This window comes from Shewanella schlegeliana, from assembly GCF_016765635.1.
GTDB classification, from domain to species: Bacteria; Pseudomonadota; Gammaproteobacteria; order Enterobacterales; family Shewanellaceae; genus Shewanella; species Shewanella schlegeliana.
On the sequence record NZ_JAESVD010000003.1, the window covers coordinates 340633 to 366346 of the forward strand.

The following is a 25714-nucleotide window of genomic DNA, read 5'->3' on the forward strand; positions in this document are numbered from 1 at the left end:
TTAGCGCACACAAATACTCTTTAGTTAAGTTATGATAAGCGCCTTTGAAACTACCCAGTGAGGGAGCCATGCCGATTGAAGTCTTAGATAATGAAACAACGGACCAACGTCTCAATCAGCTGACTCAAGCATTAGGCAACGGTATGTTTGTCCACGTCCGCAATATGTTGCAGGACATGGCGGCATCAGACATTGCTTTTATTCTCGAATCATCACCACCTCGCACCCGTCAAGTGTTATGGCAGCTGATTGACCAAGAACACACAGGTGAAATCCTCGATGAACTTGGTGAAGAACTCAAAGATAGCCTGATCACCCAGATGAGTCCTGAGCGCGTTGCTAAAGCAGCCGCAAACATGGACACAGATGATCTGGCATATATTCTTCGAAGCCTGCCTGACAGCGTCTACAAGCAAGTGTTGCAGTCGATGACCAAGCAAGACAGGGTTCGCGTTGAGCAAGCACTGTCCTATCCCGATGACACTGCGGGCAGCTTGATGAATACCGATACGGTAACCTTAAGACCCGACGTCAACATCGATGTGATTTTACGTTACTTAAGAATACGCGGTGAGCTACCTGATGCGACCGATATGTTGTATGTGGTAGACAAACACGACCGAGTACTTGGTGGTGTACGTATCGCCGATCTGCTGACCTGTAACCCCGATGCCTCGGTACGTGAAATCATGATCTCCGATCTTGAAGGGATCCCAGTTGGCATGTCTGACAGCGAAGTCGCACAACTGTTCGAACGCCATGACTGGGTTTCGGCTCCGGTTATCGATGATAACAATAAGCTCCTAGGGCGTATCACCATCGATGATGTGGTTGACGTTATTCGTGAAGACGCCGAACACTCTATGATGGGTATGGCGGGTATGGATGATGATACTGATACCTTTGGTCCAGTATTAAAGAGTACCTTTCGCCGCTCACTTTGGCTAACGGTTAACTTATTCGCTGCGCTCTTAGCCGCATCAGTCAGTAATATGTTTGAAGGCACGCTGGAACAGTTTGCTACCATCGCCATTTTGATGACCATAGTACCAAGTATGGGCGGTGTGGCCGGTAACCAAACCTTAGCACTGGTTATTCGTGGTATCGCCCTTGGCCAGATTGGACAGAGTAACTCTCGCTGGCTGATTGGTAAAGAGCTCGCTATTGGCTTCCTGAACGGCCTTCTGTGGTCCGTTCTCGTCTTTGGTGCTGTGTGGGCGTGGAAAGGCGATATTGCGCTTGGTGCGCTTATTGGGGGCGCCATGCTTATCAATATGACTGTGGCAGGACTTGCTGGTGCCAGTATTCCACTCATATTAAAGAAAATGAATATCGACCCGGCACTCGCAGGCGGTATGGTGTTAACCACGGTGACCGATGTTATCGGTCTATTTGCCTTCCTAGGTTTAGCCACCGTTTTCTTGATGCATTAACCTTTCATATCAAGTACGTAAAAAGGCCGCAATTGCGGCCTTTTTAACTCTATGCTTCAGAGCGGCTACTGCTTTAATGGTGCGTCAAAGCCGTAATTTGCCAGAATAGTTTGTCCTGGCTCCGACAGAATATACATGGCTAACTTCCACGCATCGGCTTGAGCATCGTCGAGTACAATCAAGCCATAATTTGCGCCGACAGCCAACGGAGCAGGCATCTGTACAATCTGCAGATCGGTCACCTCTTTTTGCGCCAAGACAGCATTGGTACAATAAGTGAGAAAAACATCTGCACGGTTATTTTCCATTACCCAAGCATAGGTATTACAGCCCTTGGGGGCTTTCGCACTTTTCTCACCACCAGTGAGTTGCAATGCTTTTTGTTCAAGCTGCGCCTTAGCGCCAGGCTTTAATGCGTCTGCTTTGGCGAAAATCTTCCAAGCATAGTCCCCTGACGGATCGGCTTTGGGTGTCGAGGTGCCCACACGTACATTGGGATCGAGCATAACGGCGAGTATACCTTCACTGTTAACTTTAACATTTGGCTGGGCGATGGCGCACATCTGATTGCGGGCGAACATCACCACACTGCCTCCCTTACCAGCGGCTTTTAATGTTTGTGGATGCTTCATATTCGCCGAGGCAAACACGCCGCCCCCCTCTCCGGTTTCAATACGCTTACGCAATAAACCTGAGGGCCCGTAATCGGCGTGAACCTTCTGCTCACTCGTTTGCTGATAGGCAGTGACAATATCATTCATGGCATTTTTCAAGCTGCCTGCGGCTCTAAGTTCAATGGGATCGGCATTGGCTACAACAGGCAGGACTAAAAGCGAGACTAATATCCATTTCTTCATTATTTTTTCCATCTTTAGAAAGTTAACTATGCAAGTAGAGTATTTGTATCAATGAAAAAACATCTAACGCTAAATAACAATGACCCTCTTACATAAGCCAAGCCCTTTGTTTAACAGCGAGAGTTCAGTCACCCAGCAAGTCAATAACCCAGACAAAAAGTCCCCATTAAGACTAAACCCAAAAACAGAAAAAGCCACTCAAGAGTGGCTTTTTCATGCTATATAAACTTAAGCTTACGCCTGTGGCATCGGGCTTAAGATAATCTCCACCCGACGGTTTTCAGCACGGCCTTGTTTAGTTTGGTTAGAGGCAATGGGCTTTGACTCGCCCATACCGTGGGAAGCCACGCGCTGAGCTGGCACCTTATGATTCGTTAGGTAGTTTGCTACCTCACTGGCACGGACTTGAGACAGTCTTAGGTTATAAGACTCGGCGCCAGAGCTGTCGGTATGCCCCATGACATTGAGCTTAGTCTCATCATACTCAAGCGCCACCAGCACTACACTGTTAAGCACCTGCTGAGCACGTTGACTCAGGTCTGTTTGATCCACCCCAAAAGTGACATCATTTGGCATGTTCAAAATAATATTGTCGCCACTACGAGTCACGCTAACCCCTGATGACTGCAGCTGTTTACGTAACTCTGCTTCCTGCACATCCATGTAATAACCGATACCACCACCAAGTGCTGCGCCCGATGCGGCACCGATCAATGCACCTTTACCGCGATCGCTCTTGCTCGAAGAGGCAACACCAATCGCTGCACCTGCGATTGCACCAATCAATGCACCGTTAGTCGCCTTAGCGTTTTGAGATTCATTAGTATAAGGATTGGTTGTTTGGCAACCAGAGACCAACATGGTAGCGATTAAGCCGCCAACCAAAAAAGAACTGCGTTTTACACTCATTTTTACTACCCCTAACTGCCCTTACCTTCGGCAAAAGCGACCACTATTAAGTTGTATTTTTAAAGCAGTATATAAAGCACGGCGAATTAGACAATGGTCACGCCGTTAACTGGTTTAAAAACAAACAAACTGATATCGCGCTATAACAACAAAGACAGCGCACCTTGATGGTGCAACTCCGCCCCAATTTAGGGCGCGCATGGCTGAACCTTTTGCACCAAATTAGACGTAAGCAGAACTAACCACATGAAATATAATAAATTTAAATATCATGCCAAATTGGCACACATTAAGCATACTCATTATTGAGTACTCACTGGCTATAAAAATAATTAATAACAATGCTCAGAGATTAACGACAAGGCCAAGTTTAACAGCCTGTCTAGGGAATTCCGTCACCACGCTCAAAGACGTACAAACTACTGATGTTCCAACATTAGAATTAGAGAAGAGAATGCCGATGGATGCTATCAACCTTAACCTCAAAGTTATTAACGAAGTGAAAAATAACGGCCGTTTATTATCGGACGTTGCCAAAGATTATGGCCTATCGACTAAAACCGTTTACCAGATTGTTCATGAAAGCGAGCAAAGAACCAGTAAAGGTTCGCTTCCTATTTTGAAACAGACTAAACAGCTAAGTTTACGTATTAAACAGCTGCTCAGTCGTCGCTAGATTTAACAGGCTGTACCCTGTTAAGCAGAGGCGGGAAACACTACTTTCGCCCACACGAAATCAAAAAATTAACGCGCTAACTCTATACAAATAAAATACGCTTAATGTGAATTTCGCCTCTGCACCCCATCACCAGTCAATATCGGCTACTGAAAAGTGGCCAGTTGGTAACCTAGTGATTCCCTGTCATCAGGACTTAACACCATGGTGTAGTTACCTGCCTGATTAAACTGCACCACTGCTGACTGATATAGCAAAGTTAAGGTGTCATTTTCATCTTTAAATACCACACTTATCTCATAGTCATCTGACGGTAAACTAATAGTACTGAGCTCAGTAAACTCAACTCCTGATAGCTTATATTCGGCCGACTCTATAGTTTCACTCGAGCGCACAAAATAGATCATTAACTCCTCAAACTCCGGCACAAGATTAGCCAAGCTTATCTGATGCTCGAATGCTCTTGGTCGATGATCATGGGTGATCGTCATGCCCCTTGCTTCACCTAACTCATCCTCATAAACCACAATGGTTTTACTCTCATCTTGGTTAAAGGTGATCAACAGGTTATTGGCCAATACTTGGTTACTGGCACTGTCAGTAATAGTAACGCCGTAATCGTTGTAACCTATCTCTTTAAACTCAGTAAGTTGACTCTGCTCAAGCTCGTATAGATACTGCGACTCCTGATTACTGACTAGCTCAGCATCGATCCTGTGGGTATTATTGAGCCCATTAAACAACCGATACTCCGCATTTGCATCAATATTGACATAGGGATCCGGCGTGCCTGTTGAGTCGACATTATCGACCGTGATCTTAGGTAGCCCAGGACCAAAACTGTTGCGAATAATAAGCTTGTATACCGTGTTATCAGTTAGCTTCATTGCCGCGGTGGTAAACACGGGCTCAGCCTTACCACTTTCGGTGAGATACAGTACATACTCCCCAGTATCAAACATCTGCTCATCACTGTGATCTTTGTAGCTAATGGAGTCCAGCATGACCGCCGAACTAAACCCCTCCCCCTGTTTGCCAAAGTACAGGTCAAAACTAGACTCCCCTATCGCAGCATGGGCGATTAATACCTGCATCTTGCTATAGTCACCACTCTCATCACTATTGAGTTCATCCATCTCACTGCGACTGTAGACGATATCGACAAATTCAGGCTCACTATAATCGCCCACTAACATGAAAAGGTGATTGTCAGCATTGCTTAGCCCTATCGTCGATTGATAGATACTCAGCTCATCGCCTTGAGCATCTAGGCCACGGATCTCGAGATTGGTTGTTCCCGTCCCGTACTCATACCTAGGCAGAGAGTCGGCAAAGCTCACCTCTGAATAGGCATAATCATCGAGAACTAGCGCTGTCGAGGTGCTGTTTGCCGAGCCGTTGTAATACTGGATATAGCTACCACTGCTGGTAGGTTCACTGTCATCAGAACTGCAAGCGACTGCTGTCGCCATCACTGCTGATAAGCCGATATAACGCCATGGTGTTTGTTTCATCTATCTTCCTTAATTAATTCGCAATATGTGCACCTCTTATGACCTAAGATTTACGTCAAGAACTGTCAGATAGTGAAATTATCGGCAAGGATATGAATAGCTTTGTAAATGAGTGCAAGATAAGTATCGGCTGTTGCTTTGTGACTCCAATAAAAAAGCGACCCGATTAGGATCGCTTATCATTTATCTAGACTGGATGAGCTGAGGCTAGCTCGCTAGCAGCACTCTGAACTGCCTAGAGAGCTTCTTATCGTCTTGGCGACCATACTTGATCAGCAGATCCTCTCGGCCATCGCCATTGAGATCATCGCTGATTAACATGTTGCCATCCACCGGCAGTTGCAAACGATGCTTCACTGGATCTGAGCCAAATAGGCGCTTGCCCACTTGGCCTAAATAGATCTTTAGCGTCGACTCACCCTCCGACAATAAAAGATCCTTAAGGCCATCGCCGTTGAGATCCGCAAGCTTGACCACTGGAGTACCCGCTTGTCCCGAACTAAAGCTAAAGCTGAGCTCAACCTCCTTTGTCACATTGGAGTCATCACTAAATCGACCGCTAGAATCCATCTTAAAAAGATGCACATCTTGGTCGATACTGCCCGAGAGTAACGCACCAATAATTTGCGAAACACCAATATCAAATCCCGCCACCATCACTTCATCCCGGTTATCGCTATCGATATCGATAAACTCTAAGCCAGTGAGCGTACCTTCGGCTTTAATCACACTGCTCGCCATCTTGGGGAAGACCAAGGCGCCTTTTTGGTTCTCACCGAGGTAGATCTCATAATCATTCACCCTGTCGAATACGCCACTGCTTTTGGTGTAACGGATCACCATATCGGTCACCCCATCGGCATTAAGATCTTTAAGCTGCTCCACCTTGCGATAAACCAGCTCACTTTGATCTAACTGCTCACCGTAGGCATCGCGCTTATTCCACCAGTCAATGCCACTGATAGGCTGGCGTACCGAGATATACTCTGCTACCTGATCGAAGTCTTTAGTTTGATTCTGCTTATAGACCTCTAACTCCCCCTCACCAATCTTCACGATATCCACCAAGCCATCTAAGTTAATATCACTGATATAGAGTTTAGATTGGGTATAGGTGGCACCATCATCAAATAGACGAGACTGCGGTTTTATCGGTAGGGTTTGACGTTCAAAGCCTTGCTCTTTAGCCAAAAATAGATGTAGCTGATTAAAGTCATGGATCAAGATATCGTCGAGGTGATCACCATTAAGATCCTGAATAAACTCACCGCGGCTGATAAAGTCTGGCCGCTCTTTAAAAGATAACGAATTAATCTTGGCCACAGTTTCAATATATAACTTAGCGCTATTCTCCTTACTCACAAGCAGGCTTAGCTCATCTTGAGAAAGGAAATACAACTGCTGTAGTTTGCCAGGCACAAACTCTGTAATATCAAAGCTATGTAGCTCTTGAGGAAGCTCACGCTTCATTGCAAGTTGGTATCGCCCCTTTTCAATCGCATAGATAGCCATCCAGCGCTGACTCAAATCATCGACACCAAATACCACTAACTCTTTACCCGGCTCTGGCAGCAGATCAGCAGCTATGATGGGGTGAGTCAGCTCAAAAGGCGCATCGATTGTCATTTCAATAAAACTTAACGATGCCTTAGAGGCCGCTTGAGCGGATAGTGGTAATGTCGAAGCAGCCAGCAGGCACAAAACGCCACCTCCAATTAAAACTGCTCTCATATTGAAGAACTTCATGTTAACCACCTCATCCATAAATACTATAGAGAGTGAAACTAGCGGTTTTCTAGCCTAAGTAAAACCACTAGTTAACAGTTTGTAACATAAGCCTGAGTATTTTGAGCATTATTCAAGAGTAACGGCTCGATAGGTCCAGCGATTAGCGCCAAACCAGTTAATGATGAGACCAGCCAAGCAACGATAAGTGCACAAACAAAAGCACAGCAACGGGCGATTAAAACCACTGTGCAAACCATAAAACAGAAATGAAGAGAGTCACGACCTTGGGCTACTAATTGTCGATAGCCTATGTCAGCGTTACCAGTGGCAATTTAGCCTGTCCGAGATGGCGCCTAAAGGCTGCTATGCTCGACTGATGTTGCCTGTAACCGAAGAGTCATAGCGCCTACTTGGCCAACACGTAACAAACAAAAGGGTTTAGCAATAGATGCTAAACCCTTTTGTAACTAAATCATGCCTATCTAACTCTGGCGAGTGAACCTGTAAGACTGGATCTGCACTTCTTGGCCATTTACCACAGAGAAAGTATCAACTAAGAACACATCCTTACCGGCAAACCTTAATTCTAATCTCAATTTGCTGCGATCATCTCCCGAGTATGTTTGGCCATTTACACCGACAGGATAGTAGTTATAACGCTGTTGTTGAGACTGAAACTCTCCCGTAAACCTCAGTTTATCATTACCATTAAACTCAGTTTGTAAGCTGTAACCCATATCAGGGGTGTAAGCGAGTTCGACATTGCCAGCAATTGCTTGGTCGACGCCATTCACATTGAGCGCTTTAATTGAAAGCTCGGTGGCAGTGGTCCGAATCAAGTTGCCTTGAGCTTGCGCTGTCGCCTCAATACGCTCCCCATCGGAATTTACCGCCCAAATATTAACTTGCCACTCTCCACTAAAGTCATCTAAACGATCCCAGTTTGCCGCAACTGAACTGCTCGCTCCCGCATTCACACTTTGGCTTGGCAGTCCGTTGATGTTGATATTCTTATTGCCGTTCTCATTACGGTAGTCTTCTCTATCGTTAGCGTAGTCAGCACTCGCTCCTGCAAGCCCTCCCGCCGCAGCACCAACAGCAGCACCTTTAACTGCAAGACTAGCGTCTCCAGCAGCGGCCCCCATGACGAGTCCCAGCAAAGCGCCACCCGCCGCCCCCGTTTTCATACCACGGTTAGGGTCTTGGCCATCTGCACTCTCTATCGCCGAGTTAGCGCAGCCCATCAACATAGAAACACACAGCAGTGCTCCCAATGTTTTTACGGGTTTAATCCTTTGAAAAAGCATTATCTTGTTATCAGTCATAGTGTTTTTCCTCGGCTTAGCATGTATCTTGAAGAGTGGCGCAGAATTTTTAGCAAAGCAGTATTCGTTTATATACTCACACGCCGTTGTTAAGGCCTATTTAATCAAAATGGCAAAGAAGGCATTAGGGCATGATTAAGAAAAAAAATTATCGCCGTGCCTAGGGAAATTCAAAAGATGAGAACAGATAGATTTGTCGATATCGCTGATTACATTATGCAAAGAAGAGCCGAGGCGGGCCTTTCTCAAGAAGGACTTGCGACAGCTTTGATCAATTATGATCCTCTTTTTGCCGAACTAGACCCACTGACAATCAGCCGCTGGGAACGAGCAAAGGTTAGCCCTAACTTACGCCGCCAAGTTGCCCTTATGGAGTTTTTCAATGATCAACCGCATCAGTTATTATGCGATCCCGACTTTAATCTAAAACAATTACCCTCCCTAGATGCCTTCAATAAGTTCGTCGACCAGCAACTTAATTACAATCATGTTATGGGAGCACACCCCTATATTCCCACCGATGATATCCGTTTCGACAGGCTGTGCAAAAAAGCAGATGAAGCGCCAAAAATGTATGAGCTTATCGCTAACTATCATACGAATTTAAGCCGAGGACGTGAAAACTGGACTGCAGAATTTCTTGCGGAGCTAGCCAAAGTCAGCTCGACGCAAGTGGCATTCTATATGGTCGGTGGCCTTTTGGCCGGGCACATTATCATGCTAAAAATAAGCGATCACACTTTAGAGCAATTGCTTAAAGGAACATTGCGTGACGACCAAATAAAGCCAGCGAACCTACTCAGCCAAGAGCAAACGGGATCTCTGTATCTATTAAGTACCTATTTAGGCGGCCGACATGTCTCCGATGACTTTATCGCACAACTATTATTGACCTTAGCCGAAGATCCTAAAAATAGTCGGTTAGGCCTTAAGGCTCGCTCAGATATTGGCTTAAAGCTAATGGAGCTACTTGGTGGTGAAGTCGTTCAGGTAGGGAATGAGTTAACTGAAAGGCTCGATGGCGCCAAATATCAGGGCAAACGCCATAGTTTTGTTTCATTTCAACTCGAGCGACAGGCACTGCTAGCGAGCCCACTATTTCTAAACTTAATACGCAATAATCAATAGCGAAAACTCGAACGGCAGCCGCTAGCCGCTACTAGTTAACCACGGCATCAGCCCCTATCAACTTAGCAATCAAGTTAACGCTCAACAGCCAACAGCTAGCAGAAGTAACAAAATACATAATGACGATACACTCAACCTTTTGTATCCGTTGACTCGATAATCTTATGACAGATCGCCTTCGCGATGCGTCGGCTAAAAATGACCGTCAGATGCAGAATAATCACAAAACTTTTATTTTCGGCAATATGCCAAAAAGAGCTGGAACTGGGCACAATAGTAAAGTCGATAGGCGTCCAATAAGAGTAGAGCTTCACCTTAGCTAAAGCAGCTTCAGACTCCGCAAGCTCAGCCAGAAAAGCGCTATTAGGCCTTAACTGCCTAATGCCTTTTGAGGGATAGGGCAGATAAGCTAAATAACTGCCATTATGAGGTGTAGATAGACTAAAGAAATGGCTGACTCGCCGAGCGCCTCCAAGGTACTGCAGGTAATAACGTCCGATAATGCCGCCCATACTAAAGCCCACTAGCACTATCTGTTCAGCACAACCAAACCTACAGTCGATCTGCTGACGTAAACTCTCGGCCGCATGCTCTATACCGTGGCGACCATCAAAAGGACTAATCGTAGGGGCAAAACATTCGTGTCCCGCTCGCTGTAGTCGCTTTTGCAGCAAGCGCATCACATGTCCAGTATTAAAGATGCCATGTACCAATACGACTTTCATATTCCCTCAGTCACAAGTGACAACAAAGACCCAGATTTATTTCTGCGCCAAATTCAGTTTAGAGTCAAATGAAACGATCCGCTTACGCTCTCTTTGCCAAGGTAGCCAAGCATGAGTTCATTAAAGATTGAGGGTATTTATTAGTACATTTTTGCTATCATTAGCGGCGTCACCTCTGACACTATTTCTAATGAGCCTAATATTTATGTCGATCACTACATCGGACCCAGTAGCTATACCTCTTTCTCAAGCATTGACCCAAGCCATTGCTAAGCGTGCCGCATTTCTAAAGCAAGCTGAGACGCAAGATACCGATTGTTACCGCGTATTTCACGGTACTGTAGAAGGTTGTAATGGGCTCAATATCGATCGCTACGGCAATGCTTGGCTCATCCAAACTTTTCACCAATCTCTGACTCAGGAAGAGATTGAAGATATTCGCCAACAACTAGAACAACTTGCGCCTTTGCCAGTGATTTACAACGATCGCTCAGACAAAAACTCTCGAGTATTAAACCACTTATCTGAAGAGCTTCAGAGCTTCGCCACCAGCGAACAGCAGATGCAAGAAAATGGCATCCAGTTTACTAGCAAGTTACGCCATGAAGGCCAAGACCCGCTACTATTTCTAGATATGCGCGTAGGTCGTGAATATGTTGCCGCAAACAGCCACGATAAGAGTGTATTAAACCTATTCTCCTATACCTGCGGCATAGGTACGGCTGCAGCTGTCGGTGGTGCTAAGCGTGTCGTCAACGTCGACTTCTCTTCATTTGCCTTAGCGGCGGGTCGTAAGAATGCGGCGTTAAACCAAGCTGAAGATGTGTGTGAATTTATTCAAAGTGATGCCTTTCCTGCATTAAGGCAGTTGGCAGGCCTTAAAGTAGGCGGACGTCGCAATCAAAAGCTCCCCTCTTACCCTAAGCTTAGCGCGACTCAATTTGACTTGGTCTTTCTCGACCCGCCAAGATACGCTAAGAGTCCTTTTGGAATCGTCGATCTCATCAATGACTATCAGAGTCTGTTTAAGCCAGCGCTACTGACGACTAAATCCGGTGGCACTATCGTGTGCTGTAATAATGTAGCAAAAGTCGATCGTGATGAATGGTTTAACAGCTTAGTGCGCTGCGTCGAGAAACAGGGCCGTGAAGTCACTCAGCACACTTGGTTAGATTGCCATGAAGACTTCCCTTCATTTGATGGAAATCATCCACTAAAGATAGTGGCATTACAATTAAGCTAACCCGCTTTAGGCAACAGATTAAACACGGTTGTGAAAAAAACTTCAAGCAGTAAAAAGGCGGCCAACAAACCCGCCTTTTTAACCATCTATTAACCACCAAGCTCCCAAAGGACTATAAACAACAGTTAACGCCAGCCGGAAAACCTAAATCCTTTGCGACAAAACGACTTAGAAACCTATGTCACCACAGCCATAAAAACCCGCCTAAATTAAGCAAAGACGAATAAAAGTTTAACGCATAAAAATCAGCCATATAGAAACAAAGTAATCTAAAAAATAGTTTTTTATTTCTTAGTACATAAATTAAACTTTACTTTCCATATTAAAAGCATAAAATCCGCCTCCTCAAACCAACATTTAAACTTTAATAAGTATCAATCTATAGGAGATAAAGGTGGACATTTCTGCCTGCAAACCACACAAAAACAGTACCTTCGTACCTGTTGCTGGTTTATCGTTTTTTGCTATCGCTTCAGGCTTTCTAATGAGTCTTATTCCATTGTCACTTGCATCATTTGGCATGGATAGTTCGTTAGTCGCATGGTTAGCTAGCATCTTCTATCTAGGTATCTTAGTTGGTACAACCTGCATTCAAACAATCGTAGCTAAGATAGGCCACAGAATTTCACTGATGCTTTTTCTTGCGATGTTAACCCTGACAATCGTTGCGATGCTGGCTATGCCGACAGCAGCAGTCTGGCTAACCGCACGTTTCCTCGCCGGCTTTGCCGTTGCGGGTGTCTTTGTGGTCGTTGAGTCTTGGCTACTGATGGCCGATAGCGCAAAGCAGAGAGCTAAGCGTTTAGGCCTGTATATGACATCGCTCTACGGTGGTACTGCGCTGGGTCAGCTAGCGATTGGACCATTAGGCATCAATGGTGTTACCCCATTCCTTTGGGTTATAGCTTTACTCATGTTAGCTATCTTGCCACCGCTTTTAATCAAAAAAGGTCAGCCAGAAAGTCTTGAGCATGAGAAGATCAGCATGCGCGAAGTGAAAAAGATCAGCTTACCAGCAGTGATCGGTTGCTTAGTCTCAGGCCTGTTGTTAGGACCAATTTATGGCCTAATGCCAAGCTATATCAATGGCCAGTTTGCTAGTACCGAACGAACAGCATTTTTAATGGCGGTGATTATCTTAGGTGGTATGTTAGTACAACCTTTGGTGAGCTACCTGTCGACAAGAGTTAGTAAGAGCCTGCTGATGGCGCTATTTTGCCTACTCGGTACTATCGGTATCGTTGGTATCGCCGACGGCACCTCAATTGCAATTATCACTGTAAGTTACTTCTTACTCGGTGCGAGTTGCTTTGCGCTCTATCCTATTGCTATCTCGCTAGCCTGTGAGACGATGGTACTAGAGAAGATTGTTGCTGCGACAGAGCTTATGCTACTTAGCTACAGTGTCGGCTCGGTATTTGGGCCCGTCATTGCGGAGCACAGCAGTACTTCAGCGCATTCGCTGATCACTTATCTTGCGGTGGTATTGCTGACGACATCAATTTACATGTTGATTAAGAGTCTGCAAAACACCCGTAGCGGACACACTCCTGCAATTGGTTAGTCGCCACTTAGAGTAATATAAAGAGCGCAGCGTAAGCTGCGCTTTTGCTATCTGCTGCACACCAAAAATAACCGTGACTTCTTACCCACAAGGGGCGATTTTTGAGTGAAAAAGCACTAAAATAGCTACTTTATGAATTTCTTTAACAGATAGCTAAACTAAAACAGTTACTTGGGATAGTTACTCAAAATAGTATCTAACAGAAATAGTCGCCAATATTATCGTTCTAACGCTTTAGAGTACCCAATCAGTGAAATGTGCCCACTTTGATCAGCAGCAGTGTCTTTCTTGCCGCCATATAAACCAACCCATGCCTGAACAAGTTGCAGCTAAGTCCCAAGTACTCAAGCAATTACTGAACGACTTCGAGGTTGAGCAGTGGCACGCTCCTGTATTTGGTCCTGATAGTGGTTTTCGCAATAAAGCTAAAATGGTAGTGCTTGGCGCGGCGCATCAGCCCATCTTAGGTATTGTTACTCCTACGGGCGAGCCTGTCAGCCTATGTGATTGCAACTTATATCCTGCCGATATGCAGCAGCTGCTGCACCGACTAGAACGCTTTGTGCGCCAAGCAGGCATACCGCCTTACAATGTCGATAAAGTAAAAGGTGAGCTTAAGTTCATCTTGCTAACCCGCAGTCAGATCAAGGGTGAATACCTGCTGCGTTTTGTACTCAGATCTCACAAATCTATCGAGCGTATAGAGCGAGAGCTACCCCAGCTATTAAGCGAGTACCCACAGATTAAAGTGGTATCGGTAAATATTCAGCCTGTGCATATGGCTATTCTCGAAGGGGAAGAGGAGCTTTTCCTCACCGAGGAAACACGCTTATCAGAACAGTTTAATGATGTACCTCTGTTCATTCGACCAAAGAGCTTCTTTCAGACTCACCCAGAAATAGCAGCCAAGCTTTATCAAACGGCCCGCGAGTGGGTGGCAGAGCTTAAACCCGATACCCTTTGGGATCTATTCTGCGGCGTTGGTGGTTTTGGTCTGCACTGCGCATCGAAACAGAGTACATTAACCGGGATTGAGATCTCGGCCGAAGCGATCACCTGCGCCAAGCTATCGGCAGAGGCGATGGGCTTAACTCAAGTTAGCTTTACCGCGCTGGACTCGACCGGCTTTGCTCAAGGCTGTGATGCCGAAGATAAGCCTGACGTGGTCATAGTGAATCCACCAAGACGTGGCATTGGTGAAAGCTTGTGTCAGTCACTGTCGGCATTCGCCCCTAAAGCCATCCTGTACTCAAGCTGCAATCCACACACCTTGGCCAAAGACTTAGCCAAATTCCAAGGCTACCGAGTTCAGAAAGTGCAACTCTTCGATATGTTCCCTCATACGGACCATTTCGAAGTATTAGTCATGCTGCTTAAAGACGCTTAATCACCACAACACCTCCCAATATTAAGGCTTAACCCTAAGCCTTAATATACTTCTCCTATCCATCCCCCCTTAATCTCAGTATAAGTAAATCTAGCTACGGGATAATCATTTAAAAATTAGCCAGATACGATCTAGATTCCAAAAAAAAAGATTTGGGATAAGCAAATGCGACCAAATTCAAGTAAATGCGACATATTGTCCGTAATCGATATCTATCTTACGATAAGCCCTTTATAATTAATCCTTTATTATTAAGGGTATACTTATGAAAATCAGCGCACGTAACACACTAAACGGTACTATCAAATCAATCGACGAAGGTTCTGTAAACAACGAAGTTGTTATCGAACTAGCACCGGGTGTTGAAATCACTTCAGTTGTGACTAAGAAGTCTTGTGAGCAACTAGGTCTAGTTGTTGGTGGTCAAGCATACGCGATCATCAAAGCAAGCAACGTAATGGTTGCTGTAGACTAAGCAAATGCTTAATGAAAAAGCCGCAAACACCTTGGTGTTTGCGGCTTTTTTGTTTCAATCTTCTACGACTAAGCTAAATAGCTAGGCTCCCATCAAGGAGATAACTGAGCCGATAATAATCAAGGATACGCCTGCCAAAATCGTATATTTCACCCGTGTCGCACGCTTATATGCCAACAAGCCTTGATACTGAATATCGATATGTTCACAGTTTTCAAACCCGCGTCCCAGCGTCCAAATAAACAAGGTCGTGCGATCGAAGGAGGAGATAAATGAGCCTTGGGACCCCAGTAGCCGATCCCATAGCACCCTATCATGTTGCTTTAGTACGCGGTTCAACTCCGGCAAGCCCATAAAGGCCAAACCCACAAACAGAATGATAAACCCCATAACCAATACAGCCATCCCGCCCTCCTGTTCAAAAAACACCCACATCTATCACTAACATCGGATATTTCTGTCAGGATGTAAAGTCGACGATGGTCACCGCTATCAATTATTGAGTTTAATTCCTAGGCTGCTTATATTATTTAATCATTCTAAAGCCCGCGTATTGCACCTCAGTTTGCTGAGTCGATGGCATCTTAAGTAACCTTGGATCTAGGCTATTCGCCGATGCAGCTTTACCGCTGCAACCACAGCCACCCGATGAACCACCGCTGCAGCCACAACCGCCAGATGAACCACCACAGCAACCGCCCTTCTTCTCATGATTCAATGAGGCTCGCCCCTGAGAGGCATCCACCAAGCGGTGATTCAGATCTTTTGCTCTACGAATAAGCTCAGACAAATCTAAGCTGTTATCAGCCTGACTCACACTCATCCCAGCATCGAGTAACTTACCAAGCATACGTTCACCAATATGCTGTACCACCACAATATCTGCTTTGTGATCGATGATAAGGTTTAGCATCGCCTTTTTAGCGCTGCAGCCACCGCCCACTGCAGGGTTCTCAAAGCGAGCGATTAATTGCAGTTGTTCGTCATAAAAAGCGATCTCAGGCGCTTTGGTAAAGTGAGTCGCCAAACGCTCTCGACTCATTGGAATTGCGATAATCATGGTAAATCCTTGTTAATGCTCTGAGGGAGTAAAAGCGCCTTTCCTTGAGTAACGGCTGTCGCAACTTTCTTACGTGCACTCGCCAACAGGTAACCAAAGGTTTGCCGTGAGATCCCCATTGATGCCGCGGCATCGAGCTGACTCAGCTTTTGTACATCTCCTAGATTGAGTGCTTCAAACTCATCAGCTTCTAACTGGATTTTTTCAAGCTCACTCGATGGAATGCCATTAGGTTTAAATAAGCTACATGGCACGCAGCTGCTTAAGCGGCGGCACTTCTTAGGTCTAACCACAGCAATACTCCCTTCGATTAGTGAATTGCGCTTCTACTTTTGTCTGTCGTCAATATATGACTGCAGGCGTTACTGGCCTACGCCAATAACACCTATTATTAGTGATGTTTTGCGAGCAAACTGCGGTGAGAATCACACTCAAAAATATTCGCTGAGCCTAAATAATTACTTAATTACAAAAGCGCCAACTACACAAGCGTTAGCTACATAAGCGTCAAATGAAGCCCAAGTTTATGACTCAGTAATGGTAACGATTAGAGAGAAGTGTGAACTTAATTATGCCTGCGGCCAGTTAATTACCCGCTGACAGATAGCCTTGAGCAGGTGCTCATCATGGGAGATCACCAACAGGCCTATATTACGGCGCTTGGCACAGGCAAGCAGCTGTTGCCAGAATTCGGCTTGAGTCACCATATCCAAATGCGCGGTCACCTCATCACAAATCAGATACTCAGTAGTTGGCACCAGCGCCCGGATCAAATTAAAGCGTTGTAGTTGGCCCCCAGATAACTGGCTTGGTCGCCTCGCTAACCAAGACGCCTCTAGAGCATATTCTTGCAACAAGGGCAGATAGCCATCATCTTTCCAGCTCTCGTTTAACGAGGCCTTTAATGTCAACCTCGGATTAAAGGCAAACTCACTTTGCTGGATCAACCACTGCACAGGGTTGGCTTGGTTAACTAACTTCGGCGGCAACTCGAGTAGTTCGATATCGGCAGTAATCATTCCTGCAAGCACACTCGCTAACGATGACTTACCCACACCGCTAGGACCGGAGATCCCCACCACCTCTCCTCGCCGCAAGCAGAGATCGGGAAACTGAATGCTTTGACTATGCCTATGCAGATAACCATTACGCAGCGTTAGCATTTGTTCGCCCCCAATGCTCCGGCAGCGCCGCCCACAGACTTTGTGTGTAGCTGTCACAGTTGCCACTGTGAATATGGGCACTGGTGGTGATCTCAACCAACTTGCCATCACGCAGCACCAAGATGCGGTCAGCCACCGTAAGCAACTGTCTTAGATTATGACTAATCACCATCACAGCCACGTTTTCACTACGAGCTAAGTAGGCGAGGTGTTGATAGATAGTTTCTGCAGCCTGAGTATCTAAGCCGCAGCATGGTTCATCGGCAATCATGATTTCACTCGCCTGCCAACAGGCCTGAGCCAGTAATGCGCGTTTAGCCATGCCGCCTGACAGCTGATGGCGATAGCAACGGGTAATATCAGCCGCCAGCGGGAAACGCTTCTTGCGTGTCGCGCCTTTGGGCACACGGCTTAAGGCATAGCTTAATTGCGATGAAATTCGCCTTAAAGGATCGAGTACCGAAGCAGACTGCGCCGCCAATACTCGCCTGTCACCACAACTATGGAGCACCTGACCACTTAAGTTAAAGCCGTTAGGCACTTGCCCTAGTAACGCTTGTGCCAACAGGCTTTTGCCACTACCACTGGCTCCCACCACCCCGAGCACTTCGCCCTTGGCAATCGAGAAACTTAAGGGGGATAACAGGCAGATGTCATCCGATTGAATACTGAGTTTATCGACGCTCAACATGACACGGCTCCTTTACGATGGGTCTGCGGCCCCTGACGCAGCGCCGCTAATAACTGCTGAGCAATATAAGACAGCAGCAGTAAGCAGATAAGCAGTAACAGTCCAGGACACACACCTAGCCACCAATGTCCGGTGAGTACATATTGGCTCGCTTGAGACAGCAGGGCTCCCATAGAGGGACTATCTGGGTTTAAGCCAAAGCCTAAAAAAGTTAGCGCAGCCATATGAGTCAAGGCGTGGGGAAACAGGAGTAAGCCGCCAACCCACCACTGAGGCAAAATATGCGGCAGCATATGGGTTTTAAGCCTTTGCCATGAAGAGCAGCCAAACTGCTCCGCCAGTCGATAGTAAGGTGTTGACTGTACTTGCTGCATCTCAAAGCGTAATAACCGCGTAAGCTTGGGCCAGTGGCTTAAAGCGATGGCAATCACTAAGCCCCACTCGGCTCCGCCAAAGGCCAGAGAAAGTAAAATAAGTAACAGTAGATGCGGCAGCGACATAAACAGATCCACCAGCAGATCCACCAGCCAACGACAATATGGATGCAAGATGGCAAACATCGCCATAGTCAGCGCCAATACACTACTCATTATCACGGCTAAACCACCCACATAGATGCTCTGTGCCAACGCTTGTAAGCTGCGGCTAAACAGATCCCGCCCTAACCAGTCGGTACCGAAAAGATACGCCATAGAGGGAGCTTGATACTTATGCAGCAGATTGAGTTCTGCGCCCTGTGATGGCCATAAAAAAGCAACCAGCACCAGCAGCAATAAACTACAGCTTGCTAAGATAAATTTTGGTTGGCGTAAGATGTTATGCATCATTCGCCTCCACCATGAAGCGGCGCGAAAGCAGGCTGGCTATCAGGTTACCGCCAAAGACGAGTAACGCCGAGATCAGGGTGCAACCCATCAACAAGCCGGTATCACTGGCCAAGCCAGCCTTAACGATACTCGCCCCAATCCCAGGAAAGCTAAACACACTTTCTGCGATCAAGGAGCCACCAAATAGCTCGGCAACGGTGGCAAATTGCAAAATAATCGCTGGCAGCAGGCTATTGCGGATCACATGAAACAACACCACTTTGGACAGTCCGTCACCATGGGCTAATGAGTACTGCACATAATCAGACTGCAATACATCAATCACCTTCTCACGAGTATGCAGCATAATCGGCGCCATACTCACCGCTGTCAAAGTTACGACGGGCAATAGCAGGTGTTGCAACATGCTAGCTAACGACTGCTCGGTAAACGTCATGCCTATCGGCGCCGCGCAGCAAACGGGGGTCAGGCTAAGGCCAATAGAGAACAGGCTAATTAACAGCATCGCCAGCCAGAACGATGGCATACAGACCATTAACCAAGCGAATTTTTGAATAATGCGATCTAACCAACCGCCACGATAAACTGCCGCTATCAGCCCTAGCAGGTAACCGAAAACTAACGAGCAGATCCAGCTAAGAGCGATGAGTAGCAGCGAGATCGGCAAGCGCTCGGCAATCACACTCGACACAGGTTGCTGATAGAGACTTGAGTAACCTAAATCGCCCTGCATCAAGCCGCCAAGCCAGTGCAGCAAACGCTGAGCTACACTTTGATCTAGCGCCAGCTGACTCTCTAGTAAGGACTTTTGCGCCTCGGAGACGGCAAAAACATTGCCGCCAAGATAGGCATTGATCGGATCCAGTGGCGACCAACTCAGTAGCAGATAGGCAAACACAATAACCAAAATCAGCAGTAACACGAGTCTTAGACTCGTGTGTAATAGCGAGCGAGATAGATTTTTCATCACTTAGAGCACTGCCAACGCCACTGCTCAATATTATTGGCGAGTGGCCAACCATGTCCGTGGGCCTCGATACCGGGTTCACTAAGATCTAAGCATTCATTGGCGGCATAGAGATGCTGCAAGTTAACCAACCAAGTCCAAGGGCGATCTGCCGCGATCAAGCTTTGTGCCTGTTGCCAGTATGGCAGTGACTCAGACCATGATGCCGCCCCCTGCGCATTGTCTAACGCGCTATCGACCTGTGGATTGCTGTAGTAACCGGAATTAAAATAGCCTTTGCCGCGACTCGCACTGTGGTATACCGCCCTAACCTCTGTGGCGCTATGGCTGCCAAAGCCCAACAGCACAGGTTGACTATGCATCTGCAGATAGATCGCTTCCCAGCTTTTGCCCACAGGTTTGATCTCTATGCCTAGCGGTTTAACCATCTGCGCGACGGCTAACGCCAATTGCTGCCGAACCGTGTCGCCCGCTAAATAATAGAGCGTCATGCTAGCCGCTATGTCACCCTGATGGCGCAGTCCTGCTTTAAGCTGCCAGCCATTTTGTTCGAGCAAGCGCTTAGCGGCATCGAGATCGGGCTGACTTGCTTGGATCTGCTGCGGCCCCCAAGGTAAGCCATCGGCTATCGAATAGGCTGGAGTCGCGAAACCGTCTAATAACTGTTGTACTAAAACCTGACGATCAACGGCCATATCAATGGCTTGGCGAATGACGGCATCGGATGTGACATCATTACCTATACCAGCGCCTTGAACAGGCACCATAGGCCAGGCAATGCCGCGGTTATCGACGCTATCTATGCTCCATAGCTTATAGCCCGGCGGTAATATCTTGGCATAACGCGGCGCGATAGCAGCAAGATCCAACTGGCCAGAACGCAGTCTTGCATAGCGACTATCTTCATCGCTAAAGGTCACAACGATCTTAGAAAACGCCGGTTTTTGGCCGTAATAGTACGGATTGGGCTGCATGATAAGCTGCTGATTTCGATCCCAGCGCACAAAGGCAAGTGGGCCAGAACCGATAGGCTTAAGACCATACTGTGCGTCATAACTAGCCTTAGGCACGATGGCAAGATTAACTAGGTTATCGATAAAAGTGATATCAGCCTGCTTAAGATAGAATCGCAAGCTGTAGTCATCTAAGATCTCGACTCGGTCCAGATTGGTTAAGTCATGCAGCGATGCGCTGTTTTTCGCGGTATCGAAGCTAAACTTCACATCCGCCGCAGTTAAGGCGCTGCCGTCACTAAACTTCACCCCGTGGCGTAAATCTACCTGCCAGCTCAAACGATCCTCACTGAGGCGCCATGTCAGCGCGAGATCGCTCGCCAGTTCAAGGGCGTTATCGCGTTTAATCAAGGTCGATTGAAATAACGGACGGTTATACTTACCCCAACCATAGATTGGATCGAACCCCGTTTCCGGCTCGGCCCCCAAGGCAAGGGTTAACACCCTGTCGGTGTCTGCGAGACTAGCAAAGGGTAAAAGAGAGAGAACTAATAGAATTAACGACTTCACAAAAAACACCCACAACCCATTGAGTAATACTATTTTTCGAATCGTAACACTACACCCAATTGTTTAGTAAAACAGCTTATTCCAAGGACTAAATACAGCATCATTGACCTAGATCACTTTTATAAGGGTGCATCTTGCTTACATCTATAAGATACTCAAAGTAATTAAGTTTTTAGGAATTTACCCATGTCTAACGACACCATTCGCTTCACTGTTTCGATGCCACAGTCTCAGTTTGATGAGATAGAGCAAGACCTATTACAGCGAGGCTACCAGTCCCGTTCCGAATACATTCGTGACCTGTTTCGCGATCGTCTCGTCGATAAGCAATGGAACGAGAGTAAGGAGGATGTCGTTGGAGTACTGACACTGATTTTCGATCACCACCAACGTGGCCTGACTGAGAAGCTTATTGAGATCCAACATAATCATCTAGTACATGTACTGTGCAGCACCCATGTGCACGTGGATCATCACAACTGCCTAGAGACAATTATCATTAAGGGGCAAGCGGCGGAGCTTAACGCCATTGTGAATCGAATCGCCGCACTAAAAGGCGTTAAGGTGGCACGCTTAAGTCGCGCTGGCGTAGTTTAGCCCAGCAAAGTGCCTTAGAGTGCTTGAGGACCCGCCCTAAAGTACTGACTTGGCGTATTCCCTAGGTGCTGCTTAAAAAAGCTAATAAAGGCACTGTCGCTCGCAAAGCCCAGTGAAAATGCCACCCTAGATACGCTGTTCCCCTCGGCTAAACGCTCTATCGCGGCCTGCAATCGCCACTGCTGCCGCCAAGCTTGATAGCTCATCCCCGTTTCTTTAGTAAAAATCCGCGATATCGTCTTCTCACTGGCGCCAATCTCAGCCGCCATCAGCTTAAGCTGCTCGGCTTGACGCTGCCCAGTCTGCAGCAGCTTAAGCCAAGCTTGTAAGCGTTTATCAGTAGGTATAGGAAGCGATAGCTTGAGCTCTTCCGCCGAATTAAGTTCCTCGGAAAATAGGGCTATAAGCGCCGCCTGCTGCTGACTCGGCATATCCCATGGCCACATTGCCATTCGCTCAATCAATGCACCAAGTAACGGGTTAACCCCAAGCAACTTAACTGAGTGAGGCAGCGCGGGAAAAGCCTCAATATCAAAATAGATTGAACGGTAAGCCACCACATTTCGCATCTTGGCGCAGTGCTCTACTCCTGCAGGGATCCACGCAGCCTTTGTGGGCGGCAATACACATTGACGTTTGTCCCCCTCCGATAGGCATAAAGTTATCGACATACATCCCCGCGGCGCATACAAAAGCTGTGCTTTTTTATGCTGGTGCATCCCCGAATCATGCTGCCCCACATCGGCAGCGATCCCGACGACAGTGGCAGTGATCTCATCAGCATTAAAACCCTGGTTATGATCGATAATGGCCATAGCTCACCTTGTCCGATTTCAGCTGTTTTTAGTCTTTATTATTGTAATCGACCTATTAACGAATCGCTATACTCCTTCCCGCAATCTAGCTACAACATTAAACATTACGGAATGACTATGAAAACAAGACCCGAGATCTGGTTAATCACCAGCTTGATGATGTTTCCGCAAATCGTCGAAACCATCTACAGCCCAGTATTACCCGACATTGCGACAGCCTTTAATGTCAGTCAGCAGGCGGCCTCACAAACGCTATCGATCTACTTTATTGCATTTGCTCTAGGGGTCATAGTTTGGGGACGTTTAGCCGATATTATTGGCCGAAAACCCAGTATGCTACTAGGGTTGGCGAGCTACGCGTTGGGCTCTTTTATCGCTATCAACAGTCCAGAATTTGAATATCTACTACTGGCGCGAAGCTTAAGCGCATTTGGCGCTGCCGTAGGCTCAATTGTGACCCAAACCATGCTACGCGATTGCTTTGAAGGGCCTGAGCTTGGCAAGGTTTTTTCAATTATGGGGATGGGAATTGGGATTAGCCCGGCGCTAGGTCTTATCTTAGGTGGCTTGCTTGCCAGTATTTCAGGTCATAGCGGCGTGTTTTTAGCCCTGGGATTACTGGCGATTACCCTGCTGTTGCTATGTGTTTGGCGATTACCGGAAACACAAAGTCAAACAGTAAAGTCCAGCCCCTTGAGAGTACTCGCAGTAAAAATGGGCAAAGACATCATGATATGGCGTAACACCATCTTAGTTGCCAGCTTTAACCTGATACTTTTTAGCTATTACTCGCTGGCACCTTTTATGTTTACCCAGCTTGGACTAAACCAGAAACAGTTTGGAGCAAGCGGCATTGTACTCGCCATTGGAGTGCTAATAGGTAGCGCGACAAATAAGCATTTAATCAGCAAGGGTTGGCAAGGTGAGACACTGATCTCTTTGGCTTGTATTACCGCTCTGGTTGGCGCTATCGGCGTATATCTGACCCAATCTAACCTGTTATTTTTGCTGCCAATGATGCTTGCCGTCATCGGCTTTGGTATCGCAATCCCCAATATTCTAAGTCAGGCATTGGTCAATTATAAAGATGCGGCCGGCACTGCTGGTGCATTATTTGGTTTGACCTATTACCTGATACTAGGTGGAGGCTTGTCTCTAGCGGCATTTAATCACAATTTAGCGCAAGTCCTGCTTTGCTGCGCACTTACCTGCGTGCTTGTAAGCCTTAAAAAACGTTAAGCTAACAAAGATCAAGCATCACTAATGTTGTTAGTGATGCTTGGCGCTTTAGACTCAACAGCAGCGTTGCTAACCGCTCACTACACCAGCCTTTGGCTCCATCTGTTTGTACTGTAGATCTCACATTATTTCTAATACGATCAACCAGAATTTGGCTAGCGTTCACGGTACTTTTGCGATCTATACTGCAGTTTAGTATGTTGATAATTGGCAAAATATGAACCTTAGTCCAAAAGCGTACGTCTTGCGGATTTAACGTCCACATTTCCCTAATTTCAAGACTCAATAGTCCACCTACTTTACTGCTCTCAAGTAGCGCAGTCTATTGGGGGCAACTAAGGCAATACCGTGATTTCTAGACTTCCTAAATGGGTTGAGTATGGTGCTTTTATTCTAGCCTTTACCGCGGGTAGCGTGAATGCTATCGGCTTACTGGGTTTCGAGCACCAATCAGTCTCTCACCTCTCAGGCACGGCAACCTTGGTCGGCACTAAGCTGTTAAGCTCGTCACCCACAGTGCTATTTCACTTATTGGGGATCTTAGTCAGCTTTATGCTAGGCGCGGCACTTTCGGGTGCGTTTCTCTCCGGCAGCAGTGTCAAACTTGGCCGTCATTACGACACCTTGTTACTAATCGAGGCGGGCTTTCTACTGTTTGCCATCTATCTGCTGCAAGAGGGCACCTATTACGGTCACTACATGGCATCGGCGGCTTGCGGCTTACAAAACGCACTAGCAACCACCTATAGCGGTGCAATTGTACGTACCACCCATGTCACGGGAATTTTCACCGACCTCGGCATCATGCTAGGTAGCGTGTTTAAAGGTGAGAAGTTTGATAAACGTAAAGCGATACTGTTTATACTGATCATCGCAGGCTTTATCTCTGGTGGCACCTTGGGCGCTTACCTTTTTGCCAAACTGCAATTTTTTGCCCTGTTGGCTCCTGCAGCTATCTGTATTGCACTGGCGATAAGTTACCGGATCTATAAGATCCAGACAGCGATTAATCGCTAAATTAACGGACAACAAAAAAGCGCCTGAAGGCGCTTTTTATAGGGAAAAGGCAATCTTTGTTACTGCTTAATCGTCACTTTCTCAATGATAATCGCCTCACGTGGCACATCATCATGGTCGCCTTTTGAAGTTGTTTTTGCGCGGCCAATTTTCGTCACTACGTCCATCCCTTTAGTGACTTGACCAAATACCGCATAGCCCCAGCCCGCATTAGTCGTCGCGGTATGATCTAAGAAGCTATTATCGGCTAAGTTAATAAAAAACTGCCCTGTTGCCGAATGAGGCGCATCGGTGCGTGCCATGGCAATACTACCACGAACATTCTTAAGGCCACGATTCGCCTCATTGACAATCGCCGCTCGAGTCGGCTTTTCTTCCATTTCAGCAGTAAAACCACCACCTTGGATCATAAAACCCTTTATCACTCGGTGAAAAATCGTGCCTTCATAAAAGCCTTCTTGGCAGTACTTGATAAAGTTCTTGGCGCTAACAGGCGCCTTTTCCAGATCCAGCTCTATCTCGATATCACCTAAGTTGGTGGTAAAAATAATCATGGTCTCACACTCTCATTCATGTGCTTATACGCTTACCGAACATTTTACTCTTAGTTGAGAGCAAAAATGAGTTGTGCGCAAAAATATATTTTTAGCTTCCATTTAGGGTGATGAAACATAAAACACCAACTTTTGCCCAATTAAAAACCAAAACAACAAAAATACAACACAAAGCGTCAAAATAATGTCTCAAGCCTTGATAAATAAGGATTTTAATCACCAAATGCTAACTTTAAACGTGGGCAAAATCACATCTTTAGCCAAGCTAAATCTATAAAATTCGCCCACAAAGAATAG

At 46.5% G+C, this 25714-nt stretch carries 26 protein-coding genes; 10 read left to right on the top strand and 16 right to left on the bottom strand.

Going from position 1 to position 25714, the window contains the following annotated elements:
• Positions 1-68: 68 nt before the first annotated feature.
• Entirely contained in the window at positions 69-1433 is a 1365-nt protein-coding gene (mgtE, locus tag JMA39_RS06945; protein WP_202721102.1) for a magnesium transporter, read from the top strand.
• A gap of 65 nt (positions 1434-1498) precedes the next feature.
• Here the strand turns inward: mgtE and JMA39_RS06950 are convergent, their stop codons facing one another.
• Positions 1499-2290 (bottom strand): molybdate ABC transporter substrate-binding protein, encoded by a 792-nt coding sequence (locus JMA39_RS06950; RefSeq protein WP_237732689.1) that lies wholly within the window; start codon positions 2288-2290, stop codon positions 1499-1501.
• Positions 2291-2524: 234 nt separating this feature from the next.
• A complete protein-coding gene (locus tag JMA39_RS06955; RefSeq protein WP_202721104.1) occupies positions 2525-3199 on the bottom strand; it encodes an OmpA family protein in 675 nt (224 codons plus the stop codon).
• 460 nt (positions 3200-3659) lie between these two features.
• Between JMA39_RS06955 and JMA39_RS06960 the strand changes: the two genes are divergently transcribed.
• Complete coding sequence (locus JMA39_RS06960) at positions 3660-3875, top strand: transposase (protein WP_237732691.1); 216 nt, start codon at positions 3660-3662, stop codon at positions 3873-3875.
• A gap of 146 nt (positions 3876-4021) precedes the next feature.
• Here JMA39_RS06960 and JMA39_RS06965 read toward each other — a convergent pair whose 3' ends face one another.
• From JMA39_RS06965 to JMA39_RS06975, 3 genes are all read right to left on the bottom strand, one after another.
• Entirely contained in the window at positions 4022-5389 is a 1368-nt protein-coding gene (locus JMA39_RS06965; RefSeq protein ID WP_202721106.1) for a hypothetical protein, read from the bottom strand.
• Positions 5390-5596: 207 nt separating this feature from the next.
• Positions 5597-7135: an FG-GAP repeat domain-containing protein gene (locus JMA39_RS06970; RefSeq protein WP_202721107.1), complete on the bottom strand. Its 1539-nt coding sequence runs from the start codon at positions 7133-7135 to the stop codon at positions 5597-5599.
• A gap of 464 nt (positions 7136-7599) precedes the next feature.
• A complete protein-coding gene (locus JMA39_RS06975) occupies positions 7600-8442 on the bottom strand; it encodes a glycine zipper domain-containing protein (RefSeq protein WP_220741545.1) in 843 nt (280 codons plus the stop codon).
• A 177-nt stretch (positions 8443-8619) separates the two neighbouring features.
• On the opposite strand from JMA39_RS06975, the gene JMA39_RS06980 reads away from it, so the two are divergent.
• On the top strand, positions 8620-9570 hold the full coding sequence (locus tag JMA39_RS06980) for a helix-turn-helix domain-containing protein (protein ID WP_202721108.1): 951 nt from the start codon (positions 8620-8622) through the stop codon (positions 9568-9570).
• A 131-nt stretch (positions 9571-9701) separates the two neighbouring features.
• Here JMA39_RS06980 and JMA39_RS06985 read toward each other — a convergent pair whose 3' ends face one another.
• Positions 9702-10295 carry an alpha/beta fold hydrolase gene (locus JMA39_RS06985; RefSeq protein ID WP_202721109.1) on the bottom strand — a complete coding sequence of 198 codons (594 nt, stop codon included), beginning with the start codon at positions 10293-10295 and terminating at the stop codon, positions 9702-9704.
• Positions 10296-10500: 205 nt separating this feature from the next.
• Here JMA39_RS06985 and JMA39_RS06990 point away from each other — a divergent pair, with 205 nt between their 5' ends.
• The 4 genes from JMA39_RS06990 to JMA39_RS07005 all read left to right on the top strand — a co-directional run bounded on the left by JMA39_RS06990 (position 10501) and on the right by JMA39_RS07005 (position 14964).
• A complete protein-coding gene (locus JMA39_RS06990; protein ID WP_202721110.1) occupies positions 10501-11538 on the top strand; it encodes a class I SAM-dependent rRNA methyltransferase in 1038 nt (345 codons plus the stop codon).
• Positions 11539-11932: 394 nt separating this feature from the next.
• Positions 11933-13102, top strand: a complete 1170-nt coding sequence (locus tag JMA39_RS06995) for an MFS transporter (RefSeq protein WP_202721111.1) — start codon at positions 11933-11935, stop codon at positions 13100-13102.
• Positions 13103-13352: 250 nt separating this feature from the next.
• Complete coding sequence (gene rlmC, locus JMA39_RS07000; protein WP_202721112.1) at positions 13353-14489, top strand: 23S rRNA (uracil(747)-C(5))-methyltransferase RlmC; 1137 nt, start codon at positions 13353-13355, stop codon at positions 14487-14489.
• 265 nt (positions 14490-14754) lie between these two features.
• Entirely contained in the window at positions 14755-14964 is a 210-nt protein-coding gene (locus JMA39_RS07005; RefSeq protein ID WP_012278778.1) for a TOBE domain-containing protein, read from the top strand.
• Positions 14965-15045: 81 nt separating this feature from the next.
• On the opposite strand, the gene JMA39_RS07010 is transcribed toward JMA39_RS07005, so the two are convergent.
• The 8 genes from JMA39_RS07010 to JMA39_RS07045 all read right to left on the bottom strand — a co-directional run bounded on the left by JMA39_RS07010 (position 15046) and on the right by JMA39_RS07045 (position 21195).
• The gene (locus tag JMA39_RS07010) at positions 15046-15369 is read right to left on the bottom strand and encodes a hypothetical protein (protein ID WP_202721113.1); all 324 of its coding nucleotides are present in this window, start codon (positions 15367-15369) and stop codon (positions 15046-15048) included.
• A 121-nt stretch (positions 15370-15490) separates the two neighbouring features.
• Positions 15491-16024 (bottom strand): NifB/NifX family molybdenum-iron cluster-binding protein, encoded by a 534-nt coding sequence (locus tag JMA39_RS07015; RefSeq protein ID WP_202721114.1) that lies wholly within the window; start codon positions 16022-16024, stop codon positions 15491-15493.
• Entirely contained in the window at positions 16021-16317 is a 297-nt protein-coding gene (locus JMA39_RS07020; RefSeq protein ID WP_202721115.1) for a DUF134 domain-containing protein, read from the bottom strand. Before JMA39_RS07020 ends, JMA39_RS07015 begins: the two co-directional genes overlap by 4 nt.
• A 276-nt stretch (positions 16318-16593) precedes the next feature.
• A complete protein-coding gene (locus JMA39_RS07025) occupies positions 16594-17187 on the bottom strand; it encodes an ATP-binding cassette domain-containing protein (RefSeq protein WP_202721116.1) in 594 nt (197 codons plus the stop codon).
• Positions 17171-17878: an ATP-binding cassette domain-containing protein gene (locus JMA39_RS07030; protein ID WP_202721117.1), complete on the bottom strand. Its 708-nt coding sequence runs from the start codon at positions 17876-17878 to the stop codon at positions 17171-17173. Before JMA39_RS07030 ends, JMA39_RS07025 begins: the two co-directional genes overlap by 17 nt.
• On the bottom strand, positions 17872-18705 hold the full coding sequence (locus JMA39_RS07035; protein WP_237732695.1) for an ABC transporter permease: 834 nt from the start codon (positions 18703-18705) through the stop codon (positions 17872-17874). The genes JMA39_RS07030 and JMA39_RS07035 overlap by 7 nt, the downstream gene beginning before the upstream one ends.
• Positions 18695-19672: an ABC transporter permease gene (locus tag JMA39_RS07040; RefSeq protein ID WP_202721118.1), complete on the bottom strand. Its 978-nt coding sequence runs from the start codon at positions 19670-19672 to the stop codon at positions 18695-18697. Before JMA39_RS07040 ends, JMA39_RS07035 begins: the two co-directional genes overlap by 11 nt.
• The gene (locus JMA39_RS07045) at positions 19672-21195 is read right to left on the bottom strand and encodes an ABC transporter substrate-binding protein (protein ID WP_202721119.1); all 1524 of its coding nucleotides are present in this window, start codon (positions 21193-21195) and stop codon (positions 19672-19674) included. The genes JMA39_RS07040 and JMA39_RS07045 overlap by 1 nt, the downstream gene beginning before the upstream one ends.
• A 186-nt stretch (positions 21196-21381) precedes the next feature.
• Between JMA39_RS07045 and nikR the strand changes: the two genes are divergently transcribed.
• The gene (gene nikR, locus JMA39_RS07050) at positions 21382-21792 is read left to right on the top strand and encodes a nickel-responsive transcriptional regulator NikR (protein ID WP_202721120.1); all 411 of its coding nucleotides are present in this window, start codon (positions 21382-21384) and stop codon (positions 21790-21792) included.
• Between the two features lie 14 nt (positions 21793-21806).
• Here the strand turns inward: nikR and JMA39_RS07055 are convergent, their stop codons facing one another.
• The gene (locus tag JMA39_RS07055; RefSeq protein WP_202721121.1) at positions 21807-22607 is read right to left on the bottom strand and encodes an AraC family transcriptional regulator; all 801 of its coding nucleotides are present in this window, start codon (positions 22605-22607) and stop codon (positions 21807-21809) included.
• Positions 22608-22724: 117 nt separating this feature from the next.
• Between JMA39_RS07055 and JMA39_RS07060 the strand changes: the two genes are divergently transcribed.
• Both JMA39_RS07060 and JMA39_RS07065 read left to right on the top strand, forming a co-directional pair.
• Complete coding sequence (locus JMA39_RS07060) at positions 22725-23846, top strand: multidrug effflux MFS transporter (RefSeq protein ID WP_202721122.1); 1122 nt, start codon at positions 22725-22727, stop codon at positions 23844-23846.
• Positions 23847-24194: 348 nt separating this feature from the next.
• Entirely contained in the window at positions 24195-24863 is a 669-nt protein-coding gene (locus tag JMA39_RS07065) for a YoaK family protein (protein ID WP_202721123.1), read from the top strand.
• Positions 24864-24922: 59 nt separating this feature from the next.
• Here the strand turns inward: JMA39_RS07065 and JMA39_RS07070 are convergent, their stop codons facing one another.
• The gene (locus JMA39_RS07070; RefSeq protein ID WP_202721124.1) at positions 24923-25417 is read right to left on the bottom strand and encodes a peptidylprolyl isomerase; all 495 of its coding nucleotides are present in this window, start codon (positions 25415-25417) and stop codon (positions 24923-24925) included.
• Positions 25418-25714: the final 297 nt, after the last annotated feature.

What these genes read in the sequence shown, in the direction of transcription:
- JMA39_RS06965 (WP_202721106.1), bottom strand. Translation starts at nt 5,389, where the DNA reads ATGAAACAAACACCATGGCGTTATATCGGCTTATCAGCAGTGATGGCG.
- JMA39_RS06950 (WP_237732689.1), bottom strand. Translation starts at nt 2,290, where the DNA reads ATGAAGAAATGGATATTAGTCTCGCTTTTAGTCCTGCCTGTTGTAGCC.
- JMA39_RS06955 (WP_202721104.1), bottom strand. Translation starts at nt 3,199, where the DNA reads ATGAGTGTAAAACGCAGTTCTTTTTTGGTTGGCGGCTTAATCGCTACC.
- JMA39_RS06975 (WP_220741545.1), bottom strand. Translation starts at nt 8,442, where the DNA reads ATGACTGATAACAAGATAATGCTTTTTCAAAGGATTAAACCCGTAAAA.
- JMA39_RS07015 (WP_202721114.1), bottom strand. Translation starts at nt 16,024, where the DNA reads ATGATTATCGCAATTCCAATGAGTCGAGAGCGTTTGGCGACTCACTTT.
- mgtE (WP_202721102.1), top strand. Translation starts at nt 69, where the DNA reads ATGCCGATTGAAGTCTTAGATAATGAAACAACGGACCAACGTCTCAAT.
- JMA39_RS07060 (WP_202721122.1), top strand. Translation starts at nt 22,725, where the DNA reads ATGAAAACAAGACCCGAGATCTGGTTAATCACCAGCTTGATGATGTTT.
- JMA39_RS06985 (WP_202721109.1), bottom strand. Translation starts at nt 10,295, where the DNA reads ATGAAAGTCGTATTGGTACATGGCATCTTTAATACTGGACATGTGATG.
- JMA39_RS07035 (WP_237732695.1), bottom strand. Translation starts at nt 18,705, where the DNA reads ATGATGCATAACATCTTACGCCAACCAAAATTTATCTTAGCAAGCTGT.
- JMA39_RS06970 (WP_202721107.1), bottom strand. Translation starts at nt 7,135, where the DNA reads ATGAAGTTCTTCAATATGAGAGCAGTTTTAATTGGAGGTGGCGTTTTG.
- JMA39_RS06990 (WP_202721110.1), top strand. Translation starts at nt 10,501, where the DNA reads ATGTCGATCACTACATCGGACCCAGTAGCTATACCTCTTTCTCAAGCA.
- JMA39_RS06980 (WP_202721108.1), top strand. Translation starts at nt 8,620, where the DNA reads ATGAGAACAGATAGATTTGTCGATATCGCTGATTACATTATGCAAAGA.
- JMA39_RS07055 (WP_202721121.1), bottom strand. Translation starts at nt 22,607, where the DNA reads ATGGCCATTATCGATCATAACCAGGGTTTTAATGCTGATGAGATCACT.
- JMA39_RS07030 (WP_202721117.1), bottom strand. Translation starts at nt 17,878, where the DNA reads ATGTTGAGCGTCGATAAACTCAGTATTCAATCGGATGACATCTGCCTG.
- JMA39_RS07010 (WP_202721113.1), bottom strand. Translation starts at nt 15,369, where the DNA reads ATGGCTGTATTGGTTATGGGGTTTATCATTCTGTTTGTGGGTTTGGCC.
- JMA39_RS07005 (WP_012278778.1), top strand. Translation starts at nt 14,755, where the DNA reads ATGAAAATCAGCGCACGTAACACACTAAACGGTACTATCAAATCAATC.
- JMA39_RS07025 (WP_202721116.1), bottom strand. Translation starts at nt 17,187, where the DNA reads ATGCTAACGCTGCGTAATGGTTATCTGCATAGGCATAGTCAAAGCATT.
- nikR (WP_202721120.1), top strand. Translation starts at nt 21,382, where the DNA reads ATGTCTAACGACACCATTCGCTTCACTGTTTCGATGCCACAGTCTCAG.
- JMA39_RS07070 (WP_202721124.1), bottom strand. Translation starts at nt 25,417, where the DNA reads ATGATTATTTTTACCACCAACTTAGGTGATATCGAGATAGAGCTGGAT.
- JMA39_RS07040 (WP_202721118.1), bottom strand. Translation starts at nt 19,672, where the DNA reads ATGAAAAATCTATCTCGCTCGCTATTACACACGAGTCTAAGACTCGTG.
- JMA39_RS06960 (WP_237732691.1), top strand. Translation starts at nt 3,660, where the DNA reads ATGGATGCTATCAACCTTAACCTCAAAGTTATTAACGAAGTGAAAAAT.